This is a genomic window from Sphingobium vermicomposti, assembly GCF_011762025.1.
Classification (GTDB): Bacteria; Pseudomonadota; Alphaproteobacteria; order Sphingomonadales; family Sphingomonadaceae; genus Sphingobium; species Sphingobium vermicomposti.
This window is the reverse complement of sequence record NZ_JAASQR010000002.1, coordinates 834,325-853,793: the sequence shown is the minus strand read 5'-3', so window position 1 is coordinate 853,793 and position 19,469 is coordinate 834,325. Positions and strand designations below refer to the sequence as shown.

Genomic DNA, 19,469 nt, shown 5'->3' with positions numbered 1-19,469 from the left:
GGCGTATGACCGGGCAAAGCGCCGCCACAGTCGGCATCATCATGGGATCGCGATCTGATTGGGAAACGATGCGCCATGCGTCCGAAACCCTGGATGCGCTGGGCGTCGCCCATGAATGCAAGGTCGTGTCCGCCCACCGCACGCCCCAGCGCCTCTATGACTACGCAACCGGCGCGGTCGGGCGGGGGCTTAAGGTGATCATCGCCGGGGCAGGGGGCGCTGCCCATCTGCCCGGCATGGCCGCTTCCATGACCCGCCTGCCGGTGCTGGGTGTCCCGGTCGAATCCAAATCCTTGAAGGGCATGGATTCGCTCCTGTCCATCGTCCAGATGCCGGGCGGCATTCCCGTCGGCACGCTCGCCATTGGCAAGCCCGGCGCGGTCAACGCCGCGCTGCTCGCCGCATCCATCCTCGCCATCACCGACGCTGCCCTGGCCCAACGCCTCGACGCCTGGCGCGAAAAGCAGACCAGCGACGTCGCGGAGACACCCGAATAAGATGACGACCGTCCCGCCCGGTTCCACCATCGGCATTCTCGGCGGCGGCCAGCTTGGCCGGATGATCGCCATCGCCGCCGCGCAGCTGGGCTATTGCACCCACATCTACGCCCCGGAAGAAAGCGGCCCCGCCGCCGATGTGTCGCCCCGCTGGACCTGCGGCGCTTATGAAGACGCCACAGCGCTCGCCGCCTTTGCCGACAGCGTCGATGTCGTCACCTACGAATTTGAGAATATCGACCCCGCCGCCGTCGATGTGCTCGCCACCCATGGCCTGGTCCGCCCCGCCGCCCATGCACTCCGCATCGCGCAGGACCGCCTGGCCGAAAAGCGTTTCGTCCAGAATCTGGGCGGCCTCACCGCGCCTTTCGCCTCGGTTGAAAGCCTGGATGACCTGGAACGGGCAATCGCCACTGTTGGCACCCGCGCCATCCTGAAAACCAACCGAATGGGCTATGATGGCAAGGGGCAGGCCCGCATCAACGCGCCCGCCGACGCAGCCGAAGCCTGGAACGCCATCGGACGGCAAAGCGCCATCCTCGAAGGCTTCGTCACCTTTGCGGAGGAATTTTCCGTCATCCTCGTGCGCGGGGCCGATGGTGAAATCCGCTTCTGGGACTGCGCCGCCAACGTCCATGTCGACGGCATTCTCGCTACCTCCACCGTTCCCGCCGGCGCCCGGATCGAAGCGCAGGTGGACGCCGCCCGCGCGCTGGCTGCGCAGGTTGCCGACGCGCTCGACTATGTCGGCGTCCTCACCCTGGAATTTTTCGCCAGTGCCGACGGCCCGGTCTTCAACGAAATGGCCCCGCGCGTCCACAATAGCGGCCACTGGACCATCGAAGGCGCGGTGACCAGCCAGTTCGAAAATCACGTCCGCGCCATTTGCGGCATCCCGCTGGGCGATACCCGCCTTGCCGCGAAGGGGGTGGAAATGCGCAACCTGATCGGCGCGCAGGTGAATGAGTGGCAGGCGATCCTGTCCGACCCCGCCAGTCACCTGCATCTCTATGGCAAGCATGAAGCCCGCGCCGGGCGCAAGATGGGCCATGTGACCCGCCTGATCCTGTGAAGGCAGGGCCGGACATCGTCCTGGTCCTCGCCCGCGCCACCAATGGCGTGATCGGCAAGGATGGCGGCTTGCCCTGGCGTCTGCCCGCCGACCTCAAACATTTCAAGGCGCTGACGCTGGGCCATCCCATGATCATGGGGCGCCGGACGTTCGACAGCCTGCCCGGTCTGCTTCCCGGTCGTCGCCACATCGTCCTGACCCGCGATCCGCAATGGGCGGGCGAGGGGGCCGAAACCGCCCCCGACATCGCCACCGCTATCCAGATCGCGAACGCATCGCCGGTCATGGTCATCGGCGGCGCGGAAATCTACCGGCTGTTCCTGCCCATCGCGACCCGCATCGAATTGACCGAAGTGCATATCGAAGCGCAGGGCGACGTCGCCATTCCCTATCCCGACCCCGCACAGTGGCAGGAAACCGCCCGCGCCGATCATCCGGCGCAGGGCGATGCTCCCGCCTGCAGCTTCGTCACCTTTCACCGCCGGGCCGTCCAGTGAAGGCACATTGCCAGCCACTGGGCCGCTGCCTATAGGCTGGCACGATGGAGCGGCTGGAAAGCGGCGCCCCGATCCCCGCACACTTGCGCGGGTGCATCATGGCGCTGGGCAATTTTGACGGTTTTCACCTCGGCCATCAGGCGGTCGTGGCCCGCGCCGTCGCGCGCGCGCGGGCGGATGGGCGTCCGGTCATCGTCGCGACGTTCGACCCGCACCCCATGCGCCTGTTCCATCCCGATACGCCCTGGTTCCGCCTGACCAGCCTTGAACAGCGGGCCGCGCTGTTTGATCGGGCCGGGGCGGACGCCATGCTGACCTTCTCCTTCACGCATGAACTGGCCGCGATGGAACCCGACCGGTTTATCCGCATCCTGGCACAGGACATGGGCGTGGCGGGCGTGGTCACCGGGGAAGACTTCACCTTTGGCAAGGGGCGCAGCGGCACAATTGACCTGCTCGCGCGGTCCGGTGCCGCCATCGGCATCAGCGCGCAAGCCGTCCCCGCCGTGACCAGCGACGCGGGCGAGGTAGTCTCCTCCAGCCGCATCCGAGCCGCGCTCCGTTCGGGGGATTGCGCGACCGCGACCCGGCTCCTGACCCGCCCCTTCGCCATTCAGGGCATGGTGCAGCATGGTGACAAGCTGGGACGTACCATCGGCTTTCCGACCGCGAACATCGACCTTGGTCATTATCTTCGCCCGGCTTACGGCATCTACGCGGTGCGCGGGCTGCTACCCGATGGCCGGGTGCTGGACGGCGCGGCGAATCTGGGCATCCGTCCCAGCTTCGACCCGCCCAAGGAATTGCTGGAACCGCATTTCTTCGACTTCTCCGAAAGCCTCTACGATCAATGTATCGAAGTGCAGCTGATCGAGTTCATTCGGCCCGAAGCAAAATATGAAGGGCTGGATGCTCTCACCGCGCAAATCGCGAAGGACTGCGACGCCGCACGGCAAATCCTTGCGAGAACGCCGCACCTCGCCTAATGCACCGGCACATTTTCTCACCCGTTCGGGCTGAGCCTGTTGAGCCCTTTCCTTGTTCTGAACGGGGCGCAGTCTCAGGTCGAAAGGCAAGACAAGCAGATACCGGACCCAGATGACCGACCAGCCCGACTATAAAAGCACCGTGTTCCTGCCCGTAACAGACTTCCCCATGAAAGCGGGTCTGGCGCAGAAGGAACCGGCGATCCTCGCGCGCTGGCAGGAAATGGACCTCTACGGAAAACTGCGCGAACGGCGGAAGGGCCGCGAACGCTTCATCCTCCATGACGGCCCGCCCTACGCCAATGGCGACATCCATATGGGCCACGCAATGAACAAGGTGCTCAAGGACATCATCGTCCGCAGCCAGTCATTGCTTGGCAAGGATGCGCCCTACGTCCCCGGCTGGGACTGCCACGGCCTTCCGATCGAATGGAAGATCGAGGAGGAATATCGCAAGAAGAAACAGAATAAGGACGAGGTTCCGGCCCAGGAATTCCGCGCTCAGTGCCGCACCTATGCCGACAAATGGGTCGGCGTTCAAAAGGACCAGTTCAAACGCCTTGGCATCATGGGTGATTGGGAAGATCCCTATCTGACCATGAAGTTCGACGCCGAAGCTACCATCGTGTCTGAACTTCTGAAATTCGCCCAAAGCGGCCAGCTCTATCGCGGCGCAAAGCCCGTCATGTGGTCACCGGTCGAAAAAACCGCGCTGGCCGAAGCGGAAGTCGAGTATGAAGACATCGTCTCGACCCAGGTCGACGTGGCGTTCCAGATTGTTGAAGCGCCAAACGCGCCGGAACTGGTCGGCGCTTATGCCGTAATATGGACGACGACGCCGTGGACGATCCCGGTCAATCAGGCTTTGGCCTATGGGCCGGACGTTGAGTATGTGCTGCTGGAAGGTGACGGGCGGAAGTTCGTCATTGCCGAAGCCCTGATCGGTGCCTTCAAGGAACGGTCTGGCCTCGTCCATGCCCAGCCGCACAAGCATTTCAAAGGCTCCCAACTCGCCGGAGCCATCGCCCGTCACCCGATGCACGCCCTCGGCGGCTTCTTCGCAAAGCCGCGCCCGTTCCTCGCCGGCGACTTCGTCACCACCGAAGCAGGCACCGGCCTCGTTCATCTCGCCCCGGACCATGGCGAGGACGACTTCGCCCTCTGCAAAGCCCATGGCATCAACCCCGTCTTCGCCGTTGAAAATGATGGAAAATATCGCGAAGATTGGGCCTGGCTCGGCGGCCAAGGCTCCGTCATCAATCCGAAGTTCGTCAGCAAGGACGGCCCGATCTGCTCCGACCTGCGCGAAGCAGGGGGCCTGCTCGCCGCTTCCGACGACTTCAAGCACAGCTATCCCCACAGCTGGCGCTCGAAAGCGAAGATCATCTTCCGCTGCACCCCGCAATGGTTCATCCCCATGGATCGTGCTGTTGGCGACGGCGTCATCCCCCGCTGCGCTGAGGAAGAATCCATCCTCGCGCGTCAGGGCAATGGCGCGACCCTGCGTGGCACCGCGCTCGACGCCATCGAAAACACCCGCTGGGTGCCGGAACGCTCGATCAACCGCATCCGCTCGATGGTGGAGGGCCGTCCTGACTGGGTGATCAGCCGCCAGCGCGCCTGGGGCGTTCCCATCGCCCTCTATGTTCATCGCAAGACTGGCGATTATCTTGTTGATATATCAGTCAATCAGCGGATCGTTGACGCCTTCAAGGCGGGTGGAGCCGACGCCTGGTTCGGCGCGGATCATCAGGCGCTGCTCGGCCCTGATTACGACCTCAACGACTATGAGGTGGTGAACGACATCCTCGACGTCTGGTTCGACAGCGGGTCGACCCACAGCTTCGTGGTGGAAAGCCGCTACGGAGAGGGTGCCCGGGCCGACCTCTATCTGGAAGGCTCCGACCAGCATCGCGGCTGGTTCCAATCCTCCCTGCTCGAAAGCTGCGGCACGCGCGGTCGCGCGCCCTATGACGCCGTCCTCACCCACGGCTTTGCGCTGGACGGGCAGGGCCGCAAAATGTCGAAGAGCCTCGGCAACGTCGTCGATCCGCTCAAGATCATCGCCGAAAGCGGCTCCGACATCCTGCGCGTCTGGGTCGCCAGCACCGACTATTTCGACGACGTCCGCATCGGCAAGGAAGTGCTGGCCGGTTCATCCGACGCCTATCGCAAACTTCGCAACACTTTCCGCTACTTGCTTGGTGCTCTTTCCGATTTCTCCGAAGAGGAAAATCTCCCCGTCGCGCAAATGCCGGAACTGGAGCGCTACATGCTCCACCGGCTCGCAAAGCTGGACGCCGAACTTCGGGGCGTCGTGGACAAGGTTGCGGGCAGCGAGAATTGGCTGGAGTTCAGCCGCTACACCCGCGCCCTGTTCGACTTCGCCAACAGCGACCTCTCGGCCTTCTTCTTCGACATCCGCAAGGACTGCCTCTACTGCGACGCAAAGGCCGACCTCAAGCGTCGCGCCTATCGCACGGTCCTCGACACGCTCTTCCACGCCCTCGTCCGCTACGCCGCGCCCATCATCCCCTTCACCGCTGAAGAAGTATGGCAAAGTCGCTTTCCAAACACGCAAGAAAGCGTCCATTTCCTAGAATGGCCCGAAGTCGATGCCGCTTGGCTTGACCAGAAGCTGGATGACAAATGGACCGAAATCCGCAACCTGCGCGATCAGGTCAACGAAGCCATCGAACCCCTCCGCCGGGAAAAGATCGTTCGCTCCAGCCTGGAAGCAGACGTGACCATGGGCATGGCGGTCCCCAGTGACGGTGTGAACTTCGCCGAAATCGCCATCGTCGCCCGCATCGAAACAGGCGTCGGAGACGGCATCATCGTGAAACCCAGCGACTGGCACAAATGCGGCCGCTGCTGGCGTCTCCTCCCGGAAGTCAAGGAAGACGGTACCCTCTGCCACCGCTGCGACGAGGTGTTGAGCGCTTGACCAACCGACCCGTGCTCCTGCGAAGGCAGGAGCCCAGTCCAAACGCCTGAATTGAGGCATGAACGAACGAAAAACTTTCCTGTCCTACAGGCGCTTCCATCGGCTATAGCCAGCAACCTGCCGCCTGAACCAAAGATATTAGGAAGAACATGGCGCTTTTCTGGGGTTCTATCGTGTCACCTTCGTCACCCAAATCCTGTTCGGCCCGCCGCTGATGGCTGCCGTCAATCATCGCCCCTTGGGCCTCACCGTCGCCATCGTCACGCTCGCGCTTGACCAGCTCATCAAATATACCGTCACCTATCCGCTCGCTCTTAAAAGCCGGATGGATGAAGGCATTGAGATATTGCCGATCTTCCGCCTGCGCTGGCTGGAAAATCGCGGCGTATCCATGGGCTTCTTCCACGCCGACACGGACATGATGCGGTGGGTCCTGGTCGGCATGACCATGCTCATCTCGACGTTTGTGGGCGTGTGGATGTGGCGGGAAAAGGCGCGGCAGGACGTTGCGGCGCTGGGCCTGGTGCTGGGCGGCGCGATCGGCAACATCGTCGACCGGGTGCGCCTGGGCTATGTGATCGACTATGCCGACCTGCACTTTGGCGAATGGCGGCCATTCCTGATATTCAACCTGGCGGACGCCGCCATCACGATTGGCGTGCTGATCCTGCTTGCGCGGGCGCTGCTGCTGCGCGAGAAGGGCGCAAAGACGGAGTCACTGAACTGATGCGTAAACTGATCCTCGCCGCTGGCCTTGTTGCCACCCTGTCCGCCTGCGGCTCTTCCGGGCTTTTCAACCGCGATCGTCCCGACGAATTCGCGGTTTCGCGTCAGGCTCCGCTGGTAATTCCGCCCGATTACGCGCTGGTTCCGCCCGCGCCGGGCACGCCTTCGGCTGCCGCCGTCGATTCCGGCCGCGCAGCGATGGAGGCCATGTTCGGCGGCCCCGCACCCCGCAGCGCGACCGAAGCTGCTGCGCTCGAAAAAGCAGGCCGCGCCAATGCCACGGCGGGCATCCGCTCTTCGGTTGGCGATCCGGCGACTGAAGTGGTCGATAAGGGCGCAACCACCCGCGACATCATCGCCGCGCCCGAAGGCGACGGCCAGGACGCCCGCGCGACTACTCAGCCCTAAACTTGAATCGCGACCCCCGGCAGCAATGCCAGGGGATCAGCCGCTGCTGAAAACACCGACGGTGCGGGTCAGGCCCGCGCCTCGCTCCCGATGCCAGCGCTGTTATGACGCAGCGCCGTCAGCACCGTATCCACGATTGCGGCTGCATCCAGCCGGGCGTCGGCATATTGCTTTTCCGGCTTGTCCTGATCCTGGAAAATGTCGGGCAGGCGCATGGTGCGCAGCTTCAGCCCATTGTCGATCAGCCCCAGATCGCTCGCCAGCGTCAGCACATGCGCGCCCAGCCCGCCAATCGCCCCTTCCTCGATCGTGACCGCAACCTCATGCGTGGTCAGCAAACGGCGGATCATCGCTTCATCCAATGGCTTGGCAAAGCGCAGGTCGGCAACAGTGGTCGAAAGCCCCTTGGCCTCCAGCGTATCGGCAGCCTTCAACGCTTCCTCCAGGCGGGTGCCCAGCGACAGGATGGCGACCTGCCGTCCCTCACGCACTATTCGCCCCTTGCCGATCTCCAGCCGCTCCGGCGTTTCCGGCAGGGCAATGCCGACACCATTCCCGCGCGGATAGCGCAGCGCAATCGGGCCAGCATCATGCATCGCGCAGGTGTGCACCATATGCACCAGTTCGGCCTCATCCGCCGCCGCCATCACCACCATATTGGGCAAGGTGGCGAGATAGGTGACGTCAAAGCTGCCCGCATGGGTAGAACCATCCGCACCCACCAATCCCGCGCGATCGATCGCGAAACGCACCGGCAAGTTCTGGATCGCCACGTCATGCACGACCTGATCATAGGCGCGCTGCAGGAATGTCGAATAAATCGCGCAAAACGGCCGCATTCCCTGCGCCGCCAGCCCCGCCGCAAAGGTTACGGCATGCTGTTCCGCGATGCCGACGTCAAAAGACCGGTTGGGAAAGGCCGCCGCAAATTTGTCCAGGCCCGTTCCTGAAGGCATCGCCGCCGTGATGGCGCAGACGGTCGGGTCCCGTTCCGCCTCGGCGATCAGCGCGCCTGCAAAGACGTTGGTATAGCTGGGCGGCCCCGGAGGCGCTTTCGCCTGTGCGCCGGTGATGACGTCGAATTTCTGGACGCCATGATATTTGTCCGCCGCTGCCTCTGCCGGAGCATAGCCCTTGCCCTTCTGCGTCACGACATGGATCAGGCAGGGGCCTTCAGCAGCATCGCGGACATTTTCAAGCACGGGGATCAACTGGTCGAGATTATGGCCATCGATCGGCCCGACATAGTAAAAGCCCAGCTCCTCGAACAGCGTGCCACCCATCGCCATGCCGCGCGCATATTCGTCCGTCTTGCGGGCAGCATTGTGAAGCGGGCGGGGCAGTTTCCGCGCGATCCGCTTGGCAATCCCGCGCAGGCCTAGAAACTCCCTGCTGGAAACCAGCCGCGCCAGATAGGCAGACAGGCCCCCAACCGGCGGCGCGATCGACATGTCATTGTCGTTCAGTATCACGACCAGGCGATTGCCCGCCTCTCGCGCATTGTTCATCGCCTCATAGGCCATGCCCGCCGACATGGCGCCGTCGCCGATTACCGCAATGCCCTTGCCCGGCTTGCCCGCCAGCTTGCTCGCAATGGCAAAGCCCAGGGCGGCGCTGATCGATGTCGAACTGTGCGCCGCGCCAAACGGGTCATATTCGCTTTCCGCGCGCTTGGTAAAGCCGGACAGTCCGCCGCCCTGCCTGATGGTGCGGATGCGGTCGCGGCGACCGGTCAGCACCTTGTGCGGATAGCATTGGTGGCCCACGTCCCACACCAGCTTGTCGTCGGGCGTGTTGAACACATAGTGGATCGCGGTGGTCAACTCGACAACGCCCAGGCCCGAACCCAAATGGCCGCCCGTCACGCCTACCGCAGAAATCACTTCCTGCCGCAGTTCGTCGGCCAATTGACGCAACTGTCCGGGTTCCAATGTGCGCAGATCGGCGGGCCAATTTACCTGGTCAAGCAGCGGCGTGGCAGGACGGTCATTCATGAAAGGCATATACTCCAAGCACGCTGGGCCTTAACGGCGCAATCGCATCAGTCCGGTCAGGCGGCGCACTTAGCGCAGGTGCCCAAAATCTCTATCACCGGTCGCTCTGCGCGAAAACCTTCCTGCTCCGCCACTGACCGTACTTCCTTGGTCACCACATCGTCATCGATATGCGTGGCTTCCTTGCAACTGCGGCATACCAGAAAGATGCAATCATGGTGACATCCAGGATGCGCATTGGCGATATAGGCGTTCGCGCTTTCCACGCGCATCGCGATGTTATTGGCCACGAACAGGTCTAGGATGCGGTAGACGCTGTTGGGCGCGACCCGCTTTCCCCGCGCCTTGGACACATTGTCGGCGATGTCATAGGCCGAAGCCGGTTTTTCTTCCGCGGCCAGCGCATCGAATATGGCGGCGCGCATCGGTGTCCACTGTTCGTTGCGCGCTTCCAGCGTGACGCGCGCTGCGTCAGACAGCTTCGTCCTGGTTGGCTCATGATGGTGATGATGATGCTCGGCCATGGTCCTAATCTAGGCTGGGGGGCGTTCTGGGGCAAGCGCGGCCTGTCAGGCTCGCCAGTAACTCACTGCGGTCCATATCCAGCCCGCGATCATCAACGACCCGCCAATCGGAGTCACCGCGCCCAGCCATCTTGGCCCGCCAAAGGCCATGGCATAAAGCGTCAGGGCAAAAATGGCCGCGCCGATCAACAGCAATATGGCCGGACCACGCGCGATATTCATCAGGCTGATGGCCGCGACGGCGTGGATTAATTGATAAAGGCCGCCTGTGCGCAACCATTCCGCCGCCTGGGGGCTGGATGCGCCATGCGCGCCAAATGCGCCAGCGCCGATGGCGACCGCCGCCGACAGTGCCGCCAGAACTCCGATCATGCCGATTCTTCTCCCTCGCCCCGCGCCAGCAACCGCATCCGCCGTCCGGGGCGAAACATCAACTCCTTGGCCGCCATCAGACTACCTTGCTCGTTCTGCGCTGCCAGCCTTTGCTCGTCATTCTCGCGATATTGGCGCTCGACCTCTTCGATTTCGCTCTGTGGCACCCCCAGTGCGTCCATTGCCTGAACGCCCATGCAGATGGCCGATTCAAACACTTCGCGCACGACGCCCGTCAGATCCATGTCGCGCAATTCCAGCAACTGGCGCCGGTCGAATGCACGTACCAGCAACGCGGCCTGGGGGAATGCTTCCGCGATCGGCTCCAGCGTCTGCTTGTTCAGCGTGGGGTCGTCGATGCAAAAGGCGATCAGCCGCGCATCGTCAGCGCCCGCCCTTCGCAACAGGTCCATGCGCGTGCCATCGCCATAATAAACCTTCATGTCGAACCGGCTGGACGTTTCGATCTGCGCCGACTTCTTGTCGATCAGCACGACGCTGAAGCCATGACCCATCAGCATCTGGGCGACCGTCTGTCCAAAACGACCGAATCCGACGATGATCGCCGTGCCACGGGTGGCGTCCTCCGGGCCTGCCAACCCCGACACGTCCTTGGGCCGGGCGAATTCCAACCTGCGCGCGAACAGCATGAGGAACGGCGTGGTTGCCATGGAAAGGGTGACGATCGCACTGAACAGGCTCGCTCCTTCCGGCGCGATCAGCAGCGCATTCTGTGCCTGCGCGAACAGGACGAAGCCGAACTCGCCACCTTGGGAAAGTAAAAGGCCCGCGCCGACGGCGGGTGCCCATTCCATGCCGAACAATCGGGCCAGGCCGGTGATCAGTAACGCCTTGGTAGCAACCAGCACCATGGCCATGCCAATGACAAAGACGGGATTGGCGGCGACCGCCTGCAGGTCCAGCACCATGCCGACTGCCAGAAAGAAAAGGCCCAGAAGGATGGATCGGAATGGCTCGACATCCGATTCAATTTCATGCCGATAGGGGGAATCGGCCAGCATCACGCCCGCGACAAAAGCGCCCAGCGCCGTCGACAAATGCAGCATATGCATCAGCGATGCCGCCGCCAGAACGGTGAAAAGGCCCACGACCACGAACAGCTCGCGTTCGCCCAGCCTGCCGACCAGTTGCAGCAGAGGGCGCAGGACAAATCGCCCGATCAGCACCAGTCCGGCAATGGCGGCGACAGTGTAGCCCGCCAGCATCCATCCGGGCGGCCCCGCGGCATCGGCGGGGTTGCGCGACAGGGCGGCGACGATAGTGATCAGCGGGACAATCGACAGGTCCTGAAACAGCAGGATCGAAAACACCTTCTCGCCAAAGGGCGAATTGATGCGCCCGCTGCTTTTCAGGCCGGGCAGCACCTGCGCCGTGGAGGACAGCGCCAGCGGCAGCCCAAGGGCAATGGCCGCCCCCAGGGTAAATCCGGTCAGGTAGAATATGATCGCGGTGAGGGCCAGGCCGCATAAAACGACCTGCGCCAGACCCAGCGCGAAAATGTCGCGCTTCAACCGCCACAGCCTGGCGGGATGCAATTCAAGCCCGACCAGAAACAGCAGCAGAACGATGCCGATTTCGGCAATGGCGAGCTTCGATTCCGCGCCGCCGACAAGGCCCAGTCCCTGCGGCCCCACCAAGGCGCCCGCCACCAGATAGCCAAGTACGGCCCCCAGGCCAAAACGGCGAAACAGCATGACGAACAACACCGCCGCGCCCAGCAAAATGACGCCTTCGGACAGCAGCAGGTCCGTTGCGGAAACCGGCGAAGGGCCAGCAGCCATGCTTTGCCCGGCCATCAGGCGTCGGCCATCCGTGCCGCCTCGGCAATCGCCTCAAACCCCAGCCGGATCGACGCATGCCGCGCCGGATAGCCGCGCGCCGGGGCCAGAACCGCCAGGCCGGGCCAGAAATCCAGATTGTCGCTGCGTCCCGACAGATAATCGGTCAGCTTGTCGCGCGCCTCGGTCAGCTCTTCTGCGGACATGCCAATCGCCTGTGCCGCCATCAATGCGGCTGAAGCCTGTCCCAGGGCGCATGCCTTCACGTCCAGGCCGAGGTCAGCGACCCTGCCAGCCTCCATGCGCACGTCAGCCGTGACCCGCGACCCACAGGTCGGCGACCGCTTTTCGACGGTCGCCTGCGGGTCGGCCAGCCGCTGATGATGCGGGATGCTGGCGGCCAGCCGCAATATATCCTTGTTGTAAAGGGGGGCGTTCATCTCGCCCATGTAGGATAGCTTGGCGGTTGGCGGAAGGCTGCTTCTGCCTTCCCCCGCCGATAATCCTTCGGGTGTCTATGGCGTGCCATTTTCCTCGATGGGTGGCGGGGCCATTATGCGCGGCGGTGGCGTCCCCTGCGCGGGAGCCTGACCGGATGCAACCGGCGCTCCCGGTGGCGAACCGATCGGCAGTCGCAATTGATTGGGGCCCAGATTCACCGACACGCCATCCGGGTCGATATCCAGCGTCATGTTGCCCAGACCCGCTTCGACCGTCACATTGGCGATGGCGTTGACCAGGTCGCTGTCCTGCTCCTCTTCAGTTGCTTCGACAGGTTCGTTGATCGCGCGGCCCATGAAGTCGCGCCAGATGCGCGCCGGGATTCCGCCGCCAGCCGCGCCGCCGGGCAGGGGGCTGTTGTCATCATTCCCGATCCACACCGCCGTCACCAGCCCGCCAGCATAGCCCACGAAAATGGCATCGCGGCTGTCCTGGGTCGTCCCGGTCTTGCCGAACGTGCTGGTGCGCAACGCCGCTGCGCTGCCGGTGCCCCGGTTCGCTGCGGAGGACAGAAGGTCGCGGATCATTTCCAGATGATCGTCGCTGAAATGGCGCTGGCGGGCCATCAGCCGGTCGAACCAGCCCCGTTCCTCCGGCGGCAGGCCATGGGCCAGCACCGGATAGGCCCCAGCCGCGACCGCCGCATAGGCTTCGGCCAGTTCAACCAGCGGAATTTCCGATGTCCCCAGCGCCAGGCTCAGATCCTCGGTCAGCGGCGCGGTGATGCCCAGATCCCGCGCCACCTGTATGACATTGTCCACGCCGACCTTCTGGGTCAGCCGCACCGCCGCGACATTGCTGGACGCGGCGAAAGCTTGCCGCAATGTTATCTTGCCACGATATTTGCCGCCGTGATTGGCGGGGCGATAGCTGCCGGTGGTGATCGGCGTGTCGTCGATCATGTCCTCCGGCGTCATGCCCGCGCGGAAGGCGGCGAGATAGACGAACAGCTTGAAGGTCGATCCGGGTTGTCGCTTCGCCTGCACCGCGCGGTTGAAGCTGCTCTTGCCGTAATTTTTCCCGCCGACCATCGCGACCACGCTGCCATCGGGCTTCATCGCGACCAGCGCCGCTTCCGCCTTGCCCAGCGGAGCGCGGCGGATGGCGGCTTCGGCCAGCCTTTGTATGCGCCAGTCCAGCGTCGTCCTGATCGTCTGCGCGCCATATACCGCCCCCGCACGATCCCGCGCGTCGGGCAGGACCCAGTCGGCGAAGTAGGTGCCGGTGGTCGGGTCAGCCGTTTCCCGCACGTCCAGCCGCGCCGGGCGCAGGCCGTTGCGTTGCGCCCTGGTGATATATCCCGCTTCCACCATCGCCTGCGTCACCAGCGCCGCCCGCGCGCGGGCACCGGCCAGATTGCTGGTCGGGGCGAGCCGCGAGGGTGCCTTCAACAACCCCGCCAACATCGCCGCCTGGGGGATCGTCAATCGTTCGGGCTGGCGGCTGAAATAATGCAGCGACGCCGCCCGCAGCCCATAGACATTATCCCCGAAATAGACGTTCGACAGATAGCGCTCAAATATCTGGTCCTTCGTCAGCCACGCCTCCAGCCAAAAGGCGATCAGGGCCTCGCGCGCCTTGCGGCCGAAGGTGCGGTCGCTGGAAAGAAACACCCCCTTCGCCAGCTGCTGCGTGATCGTGCTGCCCCCTTGCGAAGATCCGTCCGACCAGAGGTTATGCCAGGCCGCCCTGGCGATGCCGCGCGGATCGATGCCCCAATGGCTGTAGAATCGGCGATCCTCTATGGCCATGAACGCTTGCGGCACATGCTTGGGCAGGTCGGCCATCGCAACCGGCCTGTCGATCACCGCGCCTCGGCGAGCGATCAAATGGCCATCCGCCGACATCAAACTGATGCTGGGCGGCGCGATCGGCTTGAGCGACCGGGACAGCGGTGCCGTGACCGCCAGCCATGCCATCATGATCATCAACAGCGCCAGCAGGCCCGCGACGATCCACCCCGCGATATGCAGCCGCCTGCGCCACGGCGTGGCCGGCGCAAAGGCGCTGGGCGGTCCTGCGCCGAATTCGGGCGCTGGATCGGAGTCGGGCGGGGGAGCGGGCAGGGGATTTTTCATCGGTCCGGTCATGCTGTATTGTCAGATTGATACGGTCAAGAGTGTCCTGACGCGGCACGAAATTTGATTAACCACGATTGTGGATGGTCCAAAAGGTAAAGAAAGCGTTAACTGGGCTTATGAGAAACCGATCTCTGGCCCTGACGACGGAAACCGCGCGGCATCCTTTCCGCCAGCAACTGCCTGCCCATGTGCTGGAACCGGCGGATGCGAAGGGCAAGGACAGCGCGCCCGCGTCCGACGATGGGGACTGGAAGCTGTTCCTGCTCAGCTTCAGCGCGTTTTTCACGGCTTTCTACAGCTTCATTTACTGAAGGGGGCGATCAGTCGCACGCCTTGTGCAGCCGCCACGCCAGCCACGCGCAGGGCAGGCACAGCAGCGCCACCAGCAGCAACTGGTTCACCACCGAAATCCCCGCGATGCTCAGCCCGATCGCGATCAGCGATCCGGTCACCATCGCGCCGGAATTCACGATATTATTCGCTGCCACGGTGCGCGCCGCCTCGCATTTTTCCACCGTCGTGGTGAGGAAGGCGTAAAGCGGCACCACGAACATGCCGCCAAAAGTCGCCACGCCCAGCAGGCAAGCCGACAGAGCGAGCGCCAGCGGATGCGCCAGAAATCCGCCCAACGACAGCATCTCGCCACCCGATCCTGGCTCCCACATGGCGCACACGATGTGAAAGGCGACGATGCACAGGCCCATGCCGATGACGGACGCAGGCGCATAGCGGGCCGACACCTGGCCTTTCAGCAGCCGGTTTATGGCGATGGAGCCGATCGCGATGCCGATGGAAAAAATCGCCAGGAACAGGCTTGCGACCGGCTTGTCGGCGAACAGCACATTCTTGACCAGCGGAGGAAACTGGATGAACAGCACCGATCCCACCGACCAGAAAAAGCTGATGGCCATGATCGCCAGGAACAGGCGCGGGATGTGCATGGTGCCGCGGACCAGAGTCACTGCCGACCGGATGACATGAAAATCGATCGGCTGTTCTTCCAGCAGGGACGGGGCGGGCGGGACTTCGCGCCCGGCGACATAGCCGACCACCGCCGTGACGACGATGGCGATGGCCGCGACCTCGACCGGGATGATCCCCGCCAATATGGTGCCCGCAAGGATGGCTATATAGGTCCCCGCTTCCACCAGGCCGGTCCCACCCAGCACTTCGTCGTCGCGCAAATGCTGCGGCAGGATCGCATATTTGATCGGGCCGAAAAATGTGGAATGGACCCCCATCGCGAACAGCGCCACCAGCAACAGCGGAATCGCGACAATATGGACGGCGATGCCGCTCCAGATCAGGGCCAGCCCCACCGCACCGACCAGCATGATCGCGATTTCCGCCGCCTTGACGTAACGGATGATCTTCGCCTTGTCGCGCTGGTCCGCCAGCTGACCCGACAGCGCGGACAGCAGAAAAAATGGCAAAATGAACACGCCGGTGGCTAGTGCGCTGAACCAGGTTTCCGACCGTTCGTCATTATACACGCTGTAAACGACGAACAGCACCATCGCGTTCTTGAACAGATTGTCGTTGAAGGCACCCAAGAGCTGAGTGACAAAAAGCGGCAGAAAACGTCGCTTTCTGAGGAGCCTGAGAGAGGCTTGCATAGGCCAGGGGGTCTTCTTCGCTGTGGAGGAGCGGAGCGGGGTCTAGCCTCTGCCGTCGGGTCTGTCCAACCCATCATGCCGCTTTGGCGTATGCCGATGACAGCTTCGCTTGTGCGCGGGCGCGGACTGTGGCAGTTCGCGCCCATGCTGACGCTGCCCAATTTGCTGACGCTTTCGCGCATCCTGACAGTCCCCTTGCTGGTCGCCCTGCTGTGGCCCGCTGAACTGGGCGCGCGCTGGACCACGGGCTATGCCTTTGCCTTCGCGCTTTACTGCCTGATGGGCATCACCGATTATTTCGACGGATATCTGGCCCGCGCTCAGGGGGCGGTTTCCCGGTTGGGGATCTTCCTTGATCCCATCGCGGACAAGATCATGGTCGGCGCAGTCATCCTGATGCTGGCGGCGACACGGGACATTGCCGGCATCCATATCGCCGCGGCCATGATCATCCTGCTGCGGGAAATCGCGGTGTCGGGCCTGCGGGAATTTCTCGCCGGGTTGCAGGTGTCGGTGCCGGTGTCACGCCTGGCCAAATGGAAAACGGCGTTTCAGCTTATCGCATTGGGCGCTTTGATTTTGGCCGGAGCCGTGCCCCAATTCCCGTTCGTGCAGATGGTGGGGATTGCAACCCTATGGGCGGCGGCGATCCTGACACTGGTGACAGGATGGGATTATCTGCGCGTCGGCATCAAGCATATGGATTGACGATGGCACCGCTCAACATCCTCTATTTCGCCTGGGTGCGCGAAGCCATCGGTCGGGATGAGGAGCAGGTTGAGCGGCCATCGGCGGACATGCCGATAGCGGATTTGATCGCCATGCTCGCGGCGCGCGGGGGCGGCTATGCCCAGGCGCTCGGCGATCCCGACCGGCTCCGCGCCGCGCTGGATCAGCATTTCGTGCCGCTCGACACCCCCATCGGCACCGCGCGGGAACTGGCGATTTTTCCGCCAGTGACGGGCGGATGACACAGGTTTCCATCCAGACTGGGGATTTCGACACCGCGACCGAACTTGCGGCGCTGGAAAACTGCGGCGGCGGCGGCGTCGCCAGCTTCACCGGCGTCGTGCGGGGCGATGACGGCCTGATCGCGCTTGAGCTTCAACATTATCCCGCCATGACCCTCGCTCAGGTCGAACGGATCGTCGAAGACGCCATGACGCGCTGGCCACTGCTTGGCGTGCGGGTCATTCATCGCTTCGGGCGGCTGGAGCCGGGGGACCGCATCGTGTTTGTCGGCACCGCCTCCCGCCATCGCACCGCCGCGCTGGAAAGCTGCGCCTTCCTGATCGACTGGCTCAAATCGCATGCCCCCTTCTGGAAGAAGGAGCATTTCAGCGACGGTGAAGCACGATGGGTCGATGCCCGCGCCGAGGACGAGGCAAAGGCGCGGGACTGGCTCAGTTAAAGCAACGAGCGTTAAATCGAAATCACTGTCCCGTTCGCCCTGAGCCTGTCGAAGGGCTCTACTTCTTCCGGCACCATGGGGCAGAAGGAAGAGAAAGCCTTTCGACTGCCGGATTGCAGCAGGCGCTCAGCAACCGTTTTGGGCGTCAAGTGCTCCAAGGTCGATTTTGCTGTATGATGGCATTTGCGATGATGAGGAGTTTTCGCATTGCTGCGGTGATGGCGACCTTGAGTGCTTTTCCATCACGCCGCCTCAGCTTTCAGCGGCGGAAGCTCCGCTGCCTCCCGCAGCAACTCCGCCAGCAACTGAAACTCCTTTTCGCGCGGGCTGTTCTTCCGCCACACCAGCGCGATGTCCCGGTGGGATCGTTCCGACCGGAGCGGGCGCGCCGTGATCCGGGTATGTTCCAATATTCCGCCGGTTATCGCCATTTCGGGCATGATCGTCACGCCCAGGCCATTGTCGACCATCTGCACCAACGTATGCAGCGAAGTGCCCATCATCGTGGCGTTCGCGCGGATTTCGGGCCGACTACATGCCGCCAGCGCATGATCCTTCAGGCAATGCCCGTCTTCCAGCAGCAGCAGCTTGGTCTCGTCGATCATCTCCGGCGCTATCCATTCGGGCGGATCGCGCGGGTCGTCATGGGGAAATGCGACATAGAGCCGGTCCTGGAACAACATCTCGCTGTCCAGCTCTCCCGTGGGAAAGGGCAGTGCCAGCAACACGCAATCGACATTGCCGTGACGCAGCGATTCGATGGCGGTTTGCGACGTTTCCTCACGCAGATAAAGTTTCAATTCGGGCCGATCCGCCCGCAGTCGTGGCAACAGCCACGGCAGAAGGAAGGGGGCGATGGTCGGAATGACGCTCATCCGAAGCTCGCCAGTCAGCGGCTTGCCCGACGCTTCGGCAATGCCGGCCAATTCCTCGGCCTCCCGCAAAACCCGATGGGCCTTATCGACGATGCGATCGCCTAGCGCCGTGAAGCGCACAACCCGGCGGGTCCGCTCGACTAATGTCACGCCGATCAGCGATTCCAGCTCCCTGATGCCCGCCGACAGGGTGGATTGGGTCACGTAACAGCTTTCGGCTGCCTTGCCGAAATGCCCATGCTCTTTCAGCGCAACCAGATATTGCAGCTGTTTGAGTGTTGGCATGTAGTTCGACATTGATCGCCTTTCTCAATGAGAATGGCGGATATAAGAGTGTCAGCCGATATATCCAAGCCATTTGACCAGGCCGAACAGCGACGTCAGCATCAGGATGGTTCCGACACCGACGAACAGGACGCGGGGCGCGACATGGCGTGCCAGCATCGCTCCGAAAGGTGCCGCTATCACGCCGCCGATCAACAGGCCCGTCGTATAGGTGGTGAACGCTTCCCACCCCAGATGAAGCAGGAATGTGATGCTGATCGCCAATGTCAGAACAAATTCGACGGTGTTGACCGTGCCGATGGTGTGACGCGGGCTGGCCCCCTGGATCAACAGGTTCGACGTGACGATCGGCCCCCAGCCGCCGCCGCCCGTCGCATCCATGAACCCGCCCGCCAGGCCCAAAGGTGCGACCCATTTGGGATCGCGCGCATGCGGCGGAAAGTGAAAGCCCCGCCAGACCAGATAAATGCCAATTGCCGCCAGATAGGCCTGGACGAACGGCTTGATGACCGAACCATCTATGTTCGACAGTAGATATGCACCCGCTACACCGCCGATCACGCCGGGGATGATCAGGCGCGCGAACAACCGCCAATCGACGTTGCGATGCGCGATGTGGCTAAGCGCGGAAACGCCGGTCGTGAAGGTTTCCGCAGCGTGCACGCTGGCCGACGCCCTGCTGGGTGGCACCCCCAGCGCCAGCAGCAGCGTGCTCGAAATCACGCCATAGGCCATGCCCAATGCCCCGTCGATCATCTGCGCGCCAAAGCCGATCAGGATGAAAGGCAGGATTTCCCCAAAATGGGCAATGATAGTGTCGATCATCCGCGAACCTTTGGCATTTTATTTGTCTACCGCAATGATTGTTATATCGTCCG

Annotated in this window: 20 protein-coding genes; 11 read left to right on the top strand and 9 right to left on the bottom strand. The window is 63.0% G+C overall.

The window, feature by feature from the left end; genetic code table 11:
- Positions 1-5 precede the first annotated feature (5 nt).
- The 7 genes from purE to FHS54_RS08970 all read left to right on the top strand — a co-directional run bounded on the left by purE (position 6) and on the right by FHS54_RS08970 (position 7,133).
- Entirely contained in the window at positions 6-497 is a 492-nt protein-coding gene (gene purE, locus FHS54_RS09000; protein WP_167303437.1) for a 5-(carboxyamino)imidazole ribonucleotide mutase, read from the top strand.
- A gap of 1 nt (position 498) precedes the next feature.
- Positions 499-1,569, top strand: a complete 1,071-nt coding sequence (locus FHS54_RS08995; RefSeq protein WP_167303436.1) for a 5-(carboxyamino)imidazole ribonucleotide synthase — start codon at positions 499-501, stop codon at positions 1,567-1,569.
- On the top strand, positions 1,566-2,066 hold the full coding sequence (locus tag FHS54_RS08990; protein WP_167303435.1) for a dihydrofolate reductase: 501 nt from the start codon (positions 1,566-1,568) through the stop codon (positions 2,064-2,066). Before FHS54_RS08995 ends, FHS54_RS08990 begins: the two co-directional genes overlap by 4 nt.
- Before the next feature lie 44 nt (positions 2,067-2,110).
- Positions 2,111-3,052: a bifunctional riboflavin kinase/FAD synthetase gene (locus tag FHS54_RS08985; protein ID WP_167303434.1), complete on the top strand. Its 942-nt coding sequence runs from the start codon at positions 2,111-2,113 to the stop codon at positions 3,050-3,052.
- Positions 3,053-3,164: 112 nt separating this feature from the next.
- Positions 3,165-5,999: an isoleucine--tRNA ligase gene (gene ileS / locus FHS54_RS08980; RefSeq protein WP_167303433.1), complete on the top strand. Its 2,835-nt coding sequence runs from the start codon at positions 3,165-3,167 to the stop codon at positions 5,997-5,999.
- A gap of 214 nt (positions 6,000-6,213) precedes the next feature.
- Entirely contained in the window at positions 6,214-6,726 is a 513-nt protein-coding gene (gene lspA, locus FHS54_RS08975; RefSeq protein ID WP_208404827.1) for a signal peptidase II, read from the top strand.
- On the top strand, positions 6,726-7,133 hold the full coding sequence (locus tag FHS54_RS08970) for a DUF3035 domain-containing protein (protein WP_167303432.1): 408 nt from the start codon (positions 6,726-6,728) through the stop codon (positions 7,131-7,133). The genes lspA and FHS54_RS08970 overlap by 1 nt, the downstream gene beginning before the upstream one ends.
- Before the next feature lie 68 nt (positions 7,134-7,201).
- Here the strand turns inward: FHS54_RS08970 and dxs are convergent, their stop codons facing one another.
- The 6 genes from dxs to FHS54_RS08940 all read right to left on the bottom strand — a co-directional run bounded on the left by dxs (position 7,202) and on the right by FHS54_RS08940 (position 14,413).
- Positions 7,202-9,136: a 1-deoxy-D-xylulose-5-phosphate synthase gene (gene dxs, locus FHS54_RS08965; RefSeq protein ID WP_208404826.1), complete on the bottom strand. Its 1,935-nt coding sequence runs from the start codon at positions 9,134-9,136 to the stop codon at positions 7,202-7,204.
- A gap of 47 nt (positions 9,137-9,183) precedes the next feature.
- The gene (locus tag FHS54_RS08960) at positions 9,184-9,651 is read right to left on the bottom strand and encodes a Fur family transcriptional regulator (RefSeq protein ID WP_167303430.1); all 468 of its coding nucleotides are present in this window, start codon (positions 9,649-9,651) and stop codon (positions 9,184-9,186) included.
- 45 nt (positions 9,652-9,696) lie between these two features.
- On the bottom strand, positions 9,697-10,023 hold the full coding sequence (locus FHS54_RS08955) for a DUF423 domain-containing protein (RefSeq protein ID WP_167303429.1): 327 nt from the start codon (positions 10,021-10,023) through the stop codon (positions 9,697-9,699).
- Positions 10,020-11,840 (bottom strand): cation:proton antiporter domain-containing protein, encoded by a 1,821-nt coding sequence (locus FHS54_RS08950; protein WP_425057304.1) that lies wholly within the window; start codon positions 11,838-11,840, stop codon positions 10,020-10,022. The genes FHS54_RS08955 and FHS54_RS08950 overlap by 4 nt, the downstream gene beginning before the upstream one ends.
- Positions 11,840-12,262, bottom strand: a complete 423-nt coding sequence (locus FHS54_RS08945) for an iron-sulfur cluster assembly scaffold protein (RefSeq protein WP_167303428.1) — start codon at positions 12,260-12,262, stop codon at positions 11,840-11,842. Before FHS54_RS08945 ends, FHS54_RS08950 begins: the two co-directional genes overlap by 1 nt.
- Positions 12,263-12,337: 75 nt before the next feature.
- A complete protein-coding gene (locus FHS54_RS08940) occupies positions 12,338-14,413 on the bottom strand; it encodes a transglycosylase domain-containing protein (RefSeq protein ID WP_167303427.1) in 2,076 nt (691 codons plus the stop codon).
- 107 nt (positions 14,414-14,520) lie between these two features.
- Between FHS54_RS08940 and FHS54_RS08935 the strand changes: the two genes are divergently transcribed.
- On the top strand, positions 14,521-14,715 hold the full coding sequence (locus FHS54_RS08935) for a hypothetical protein (protein WP_167303426.1): 195 nt from the start codon (positions 14,521-14,523) through the stop codon (positions 14,713-14,715).
- A gap of 9 nt (positions 14,716-14,724) precedes the next feature.
- On the opposite strand, the gene FHS54_RS08930 is transcribed toward FHS54_RS08935, so the two are convergent.
- Complete coding sequence (locus FHS54_RS08930; protein ID WP_167303425.1) at positions 14,725-16,020, bottom strand: MFS transporter; 1,296 nt, start codon at positions 16,018-16,020, stop codon at positions 14,725-14,727.
- 144 nt (positions 16,021-16,164) lie between these two features.
- Here FHS54_RS08930 and pgsA point away from each other — a divergent pair, with 144 nt between their 5' ends.
- Genes pgsA through FHS54_RS08915 form a run of 3 tightly spaced genes read left to right on the top strand, consistent with a single transcriptional unit; the run spans position 16,165 to position 17,431 of the window.
- Complete coding sequence (gene pgsA / locus FHS54_RS08925) at positions 16,165-16,728, top strand: CDP-diacylglycerol--glycerol-3-phosphate 3-phosphatidyltransferase (protein WP_167303622.1); 564 nt, start codon at positions 16,165-16,167, stop codon at positions 16,726-16,728.
- Positions 16,729-16,730: 2 nt separating this feature from the next.
- The gene (gene moaD / locus FHS54_RS08920; protein WP_167303424.1) at positions 16,731-16,991 is read left to right on the top strand and encodes a molybdopterin converting factor subunit 1; all 261 of its coding nucleotides are present in this window, start codon (positions 16,731-16,733) and stop codon (positions 16,989-16,991) included.
- Positions 16,988-17,431, top strand: a complete 444-nt coding sequence (locus tag FHS54_RS08915) for a molybdenum cofactor biosynthesis protein MoaE (RefSeq protein WP_167303423.1) — start codon at positions 16,988-16,990, stop codon at positions 17,429-17,431. Before moaD ends, FHS54_RS08915 begins: the two co-directional genes overlap by 4 nt.
- A gap of 242 nt (positions 17,432-17,673) precedes the next feature.
- Here the strand turns inward: FHS54_RS08915 and FHS54_RS08910 are convergent, their stop codons facing one another.
- Positions 17,674-18,603 carry a hydrogen peroxide-inducible genes activator gene (locus tag FHS54_RS08910; protein WP_167303422.1) on the bottom strand — a complete coding sequence of 310 codons (930 nt, stop codon included), beginning with the start codon at positions 18,601-18,603 and terminating at the stop codon, positions 17,674-17,676.
- 39 nt (positions 18,604-18,642) lie between these two features.
- Entirely contained in the window at positions 18,643-19,416 is a 774-nt protein-coding gene (locus tag FHS54_RS08905) for a sulfite exporter TauE/SafE family protein (protein WP_167303421.1), read from the bottom strand.
- Between the last annotated feature and the right edge of the window lie 53 nt (positions 19,417-19,469).

Excerpts from the sequence above, each read along its gene's own strand:
- purE (WP_167303437.1), top strand. The coding sequence starts at position 6 with ATGACCGGGCAAAGCGCCGCCACAGTCGGCATCATCATGGGATCGCGA.
- FHS54_RS08995 (WP_167303436.1), top strand. The coding sequence starts at position 499 with ATGACGACCGTCCCGCCCGGTTCCACCATCGGCATTCTCGGCGGCGGC.
- FHS54_RS08985 (WP_167303434.1), top strand. The coding sequence starts at position 2,111 with ATGGAGCGGCTGGAAAGCGGCGCCCCGATCCCCGCACACTTGCGCGGG.
- ileS (WP_167303433.1), top strand. The coding sequence starts at position 3,165 with ATGACCGACCAGCCCGACTATAAAAGCACCGTGTTCCTGCCCGTAACA.
- lspA (WP_208404827.1), top strand. The coding sequence starts at position 6,214 with ATGGCTGCCGTCAATCATCGCCCCTTGGGCCTCACCGTCGCCATCGTC.
- FHS54_RS08970 (WP_167303432.1), top strand. The coding sequence starts at position 6,726 with ATGCGTAAACTGATCCTCGCCGCTGGCCTTGTTGCCACCCTGTCCGCC.
- dxs (WP_208404826.1), bottom strand. The coding sequence starts at position 9,136 with ATGCCTTTCATGAATGACCGTCCTGCCACGCCGCTGCTTGACCAGGTA.
- FHS54_RS08960 (WP_167303430.1), bottom strand. The coding sequence starts at position 9,651 with ATGGCCGAGCATCATCATCACCATCATGAGCCAACCAGGACGAAGCTG.
- FHS54_RS08955 (WP_167303429.1), bottom strand. The coding sequence starts at position 10,023 with ATGATCGGAGTTCTGGCGGCACTGTCGGCGGCGGTCGCCATCGGCGCT.
- FHS54_RS08950 (WP_425057304.1), bottom strand. The coding sequence starts at position 11,840 with ATGGCCGGGCAAAGCATGGCTGCTGGCCCTTCGCCGGTTTCCGCAACG.
- FHS54_RS08945 (WP_167303428.1), bottom strand. The coding sequence starts at position 12,262 with ATGAACGCCCCCCTTTACAACAAGGATATATTGCGGCTGGCCGCCAGC.
- FHS54_RS08940 (WP_167303427.1), bottom strand. The coding sequence starts at position 14,413 with ATGACCGGACCGATGAAAAATCCCCTGCCCGCTCCCCCGCCCGACTCC.
- FHS54_RS08935 (WP_167303426.1), top strand. The coding sequence starts at position 14,521 with ATGAGAAACCGATCTCTGGCCCTGACGACGGAAACCGCGCGGCATCCT.
- FHS54_RS08930 (WP_167303425.1), bottom strand. The coding sequence starts at position 16,020 with ATGCAAGCCTCTCTCAGGCTCCTCAGAAAGCGACGTTTTCTGCCGCTT.
- pgsA (WP_167303622.1), top strand. The coding sequence starts at position 16,165 with ATGCTGACGCTGCCCAATTTGCTGACGCTTTCGCGCATCCTGACAGTC.
- moaD (WP_167303424.1), top strand. The coding sequence starts at position 16,731 with ATGGCACCGCTCAACATCCTCTATTTCGCCTGGGTGCGCGAAGCCATC.
- FHS54_RS08915 (WP_167303423.1), top strand. The coding sequence starts at position 16,988 with ATGACACAGGTTTCCATCCAGACTGGGGATTTCGACACCGCGACCGAA.
- FHS54_RS08910 (WP_167303422.1), bottom strand. The coding sequence starts at position 18,603 with ATGTCGAACTACATGCCAACACTCAAACAGCTGCAATATCTGGTTGCG.
- FHS54_RS08905 (WP_167303421.1), bottom strand. The coding sequence starts at position 19,416 with ATGATCGACACTATCATTGCCCATTTTGGGGAAATCCTGCCTTTCATC.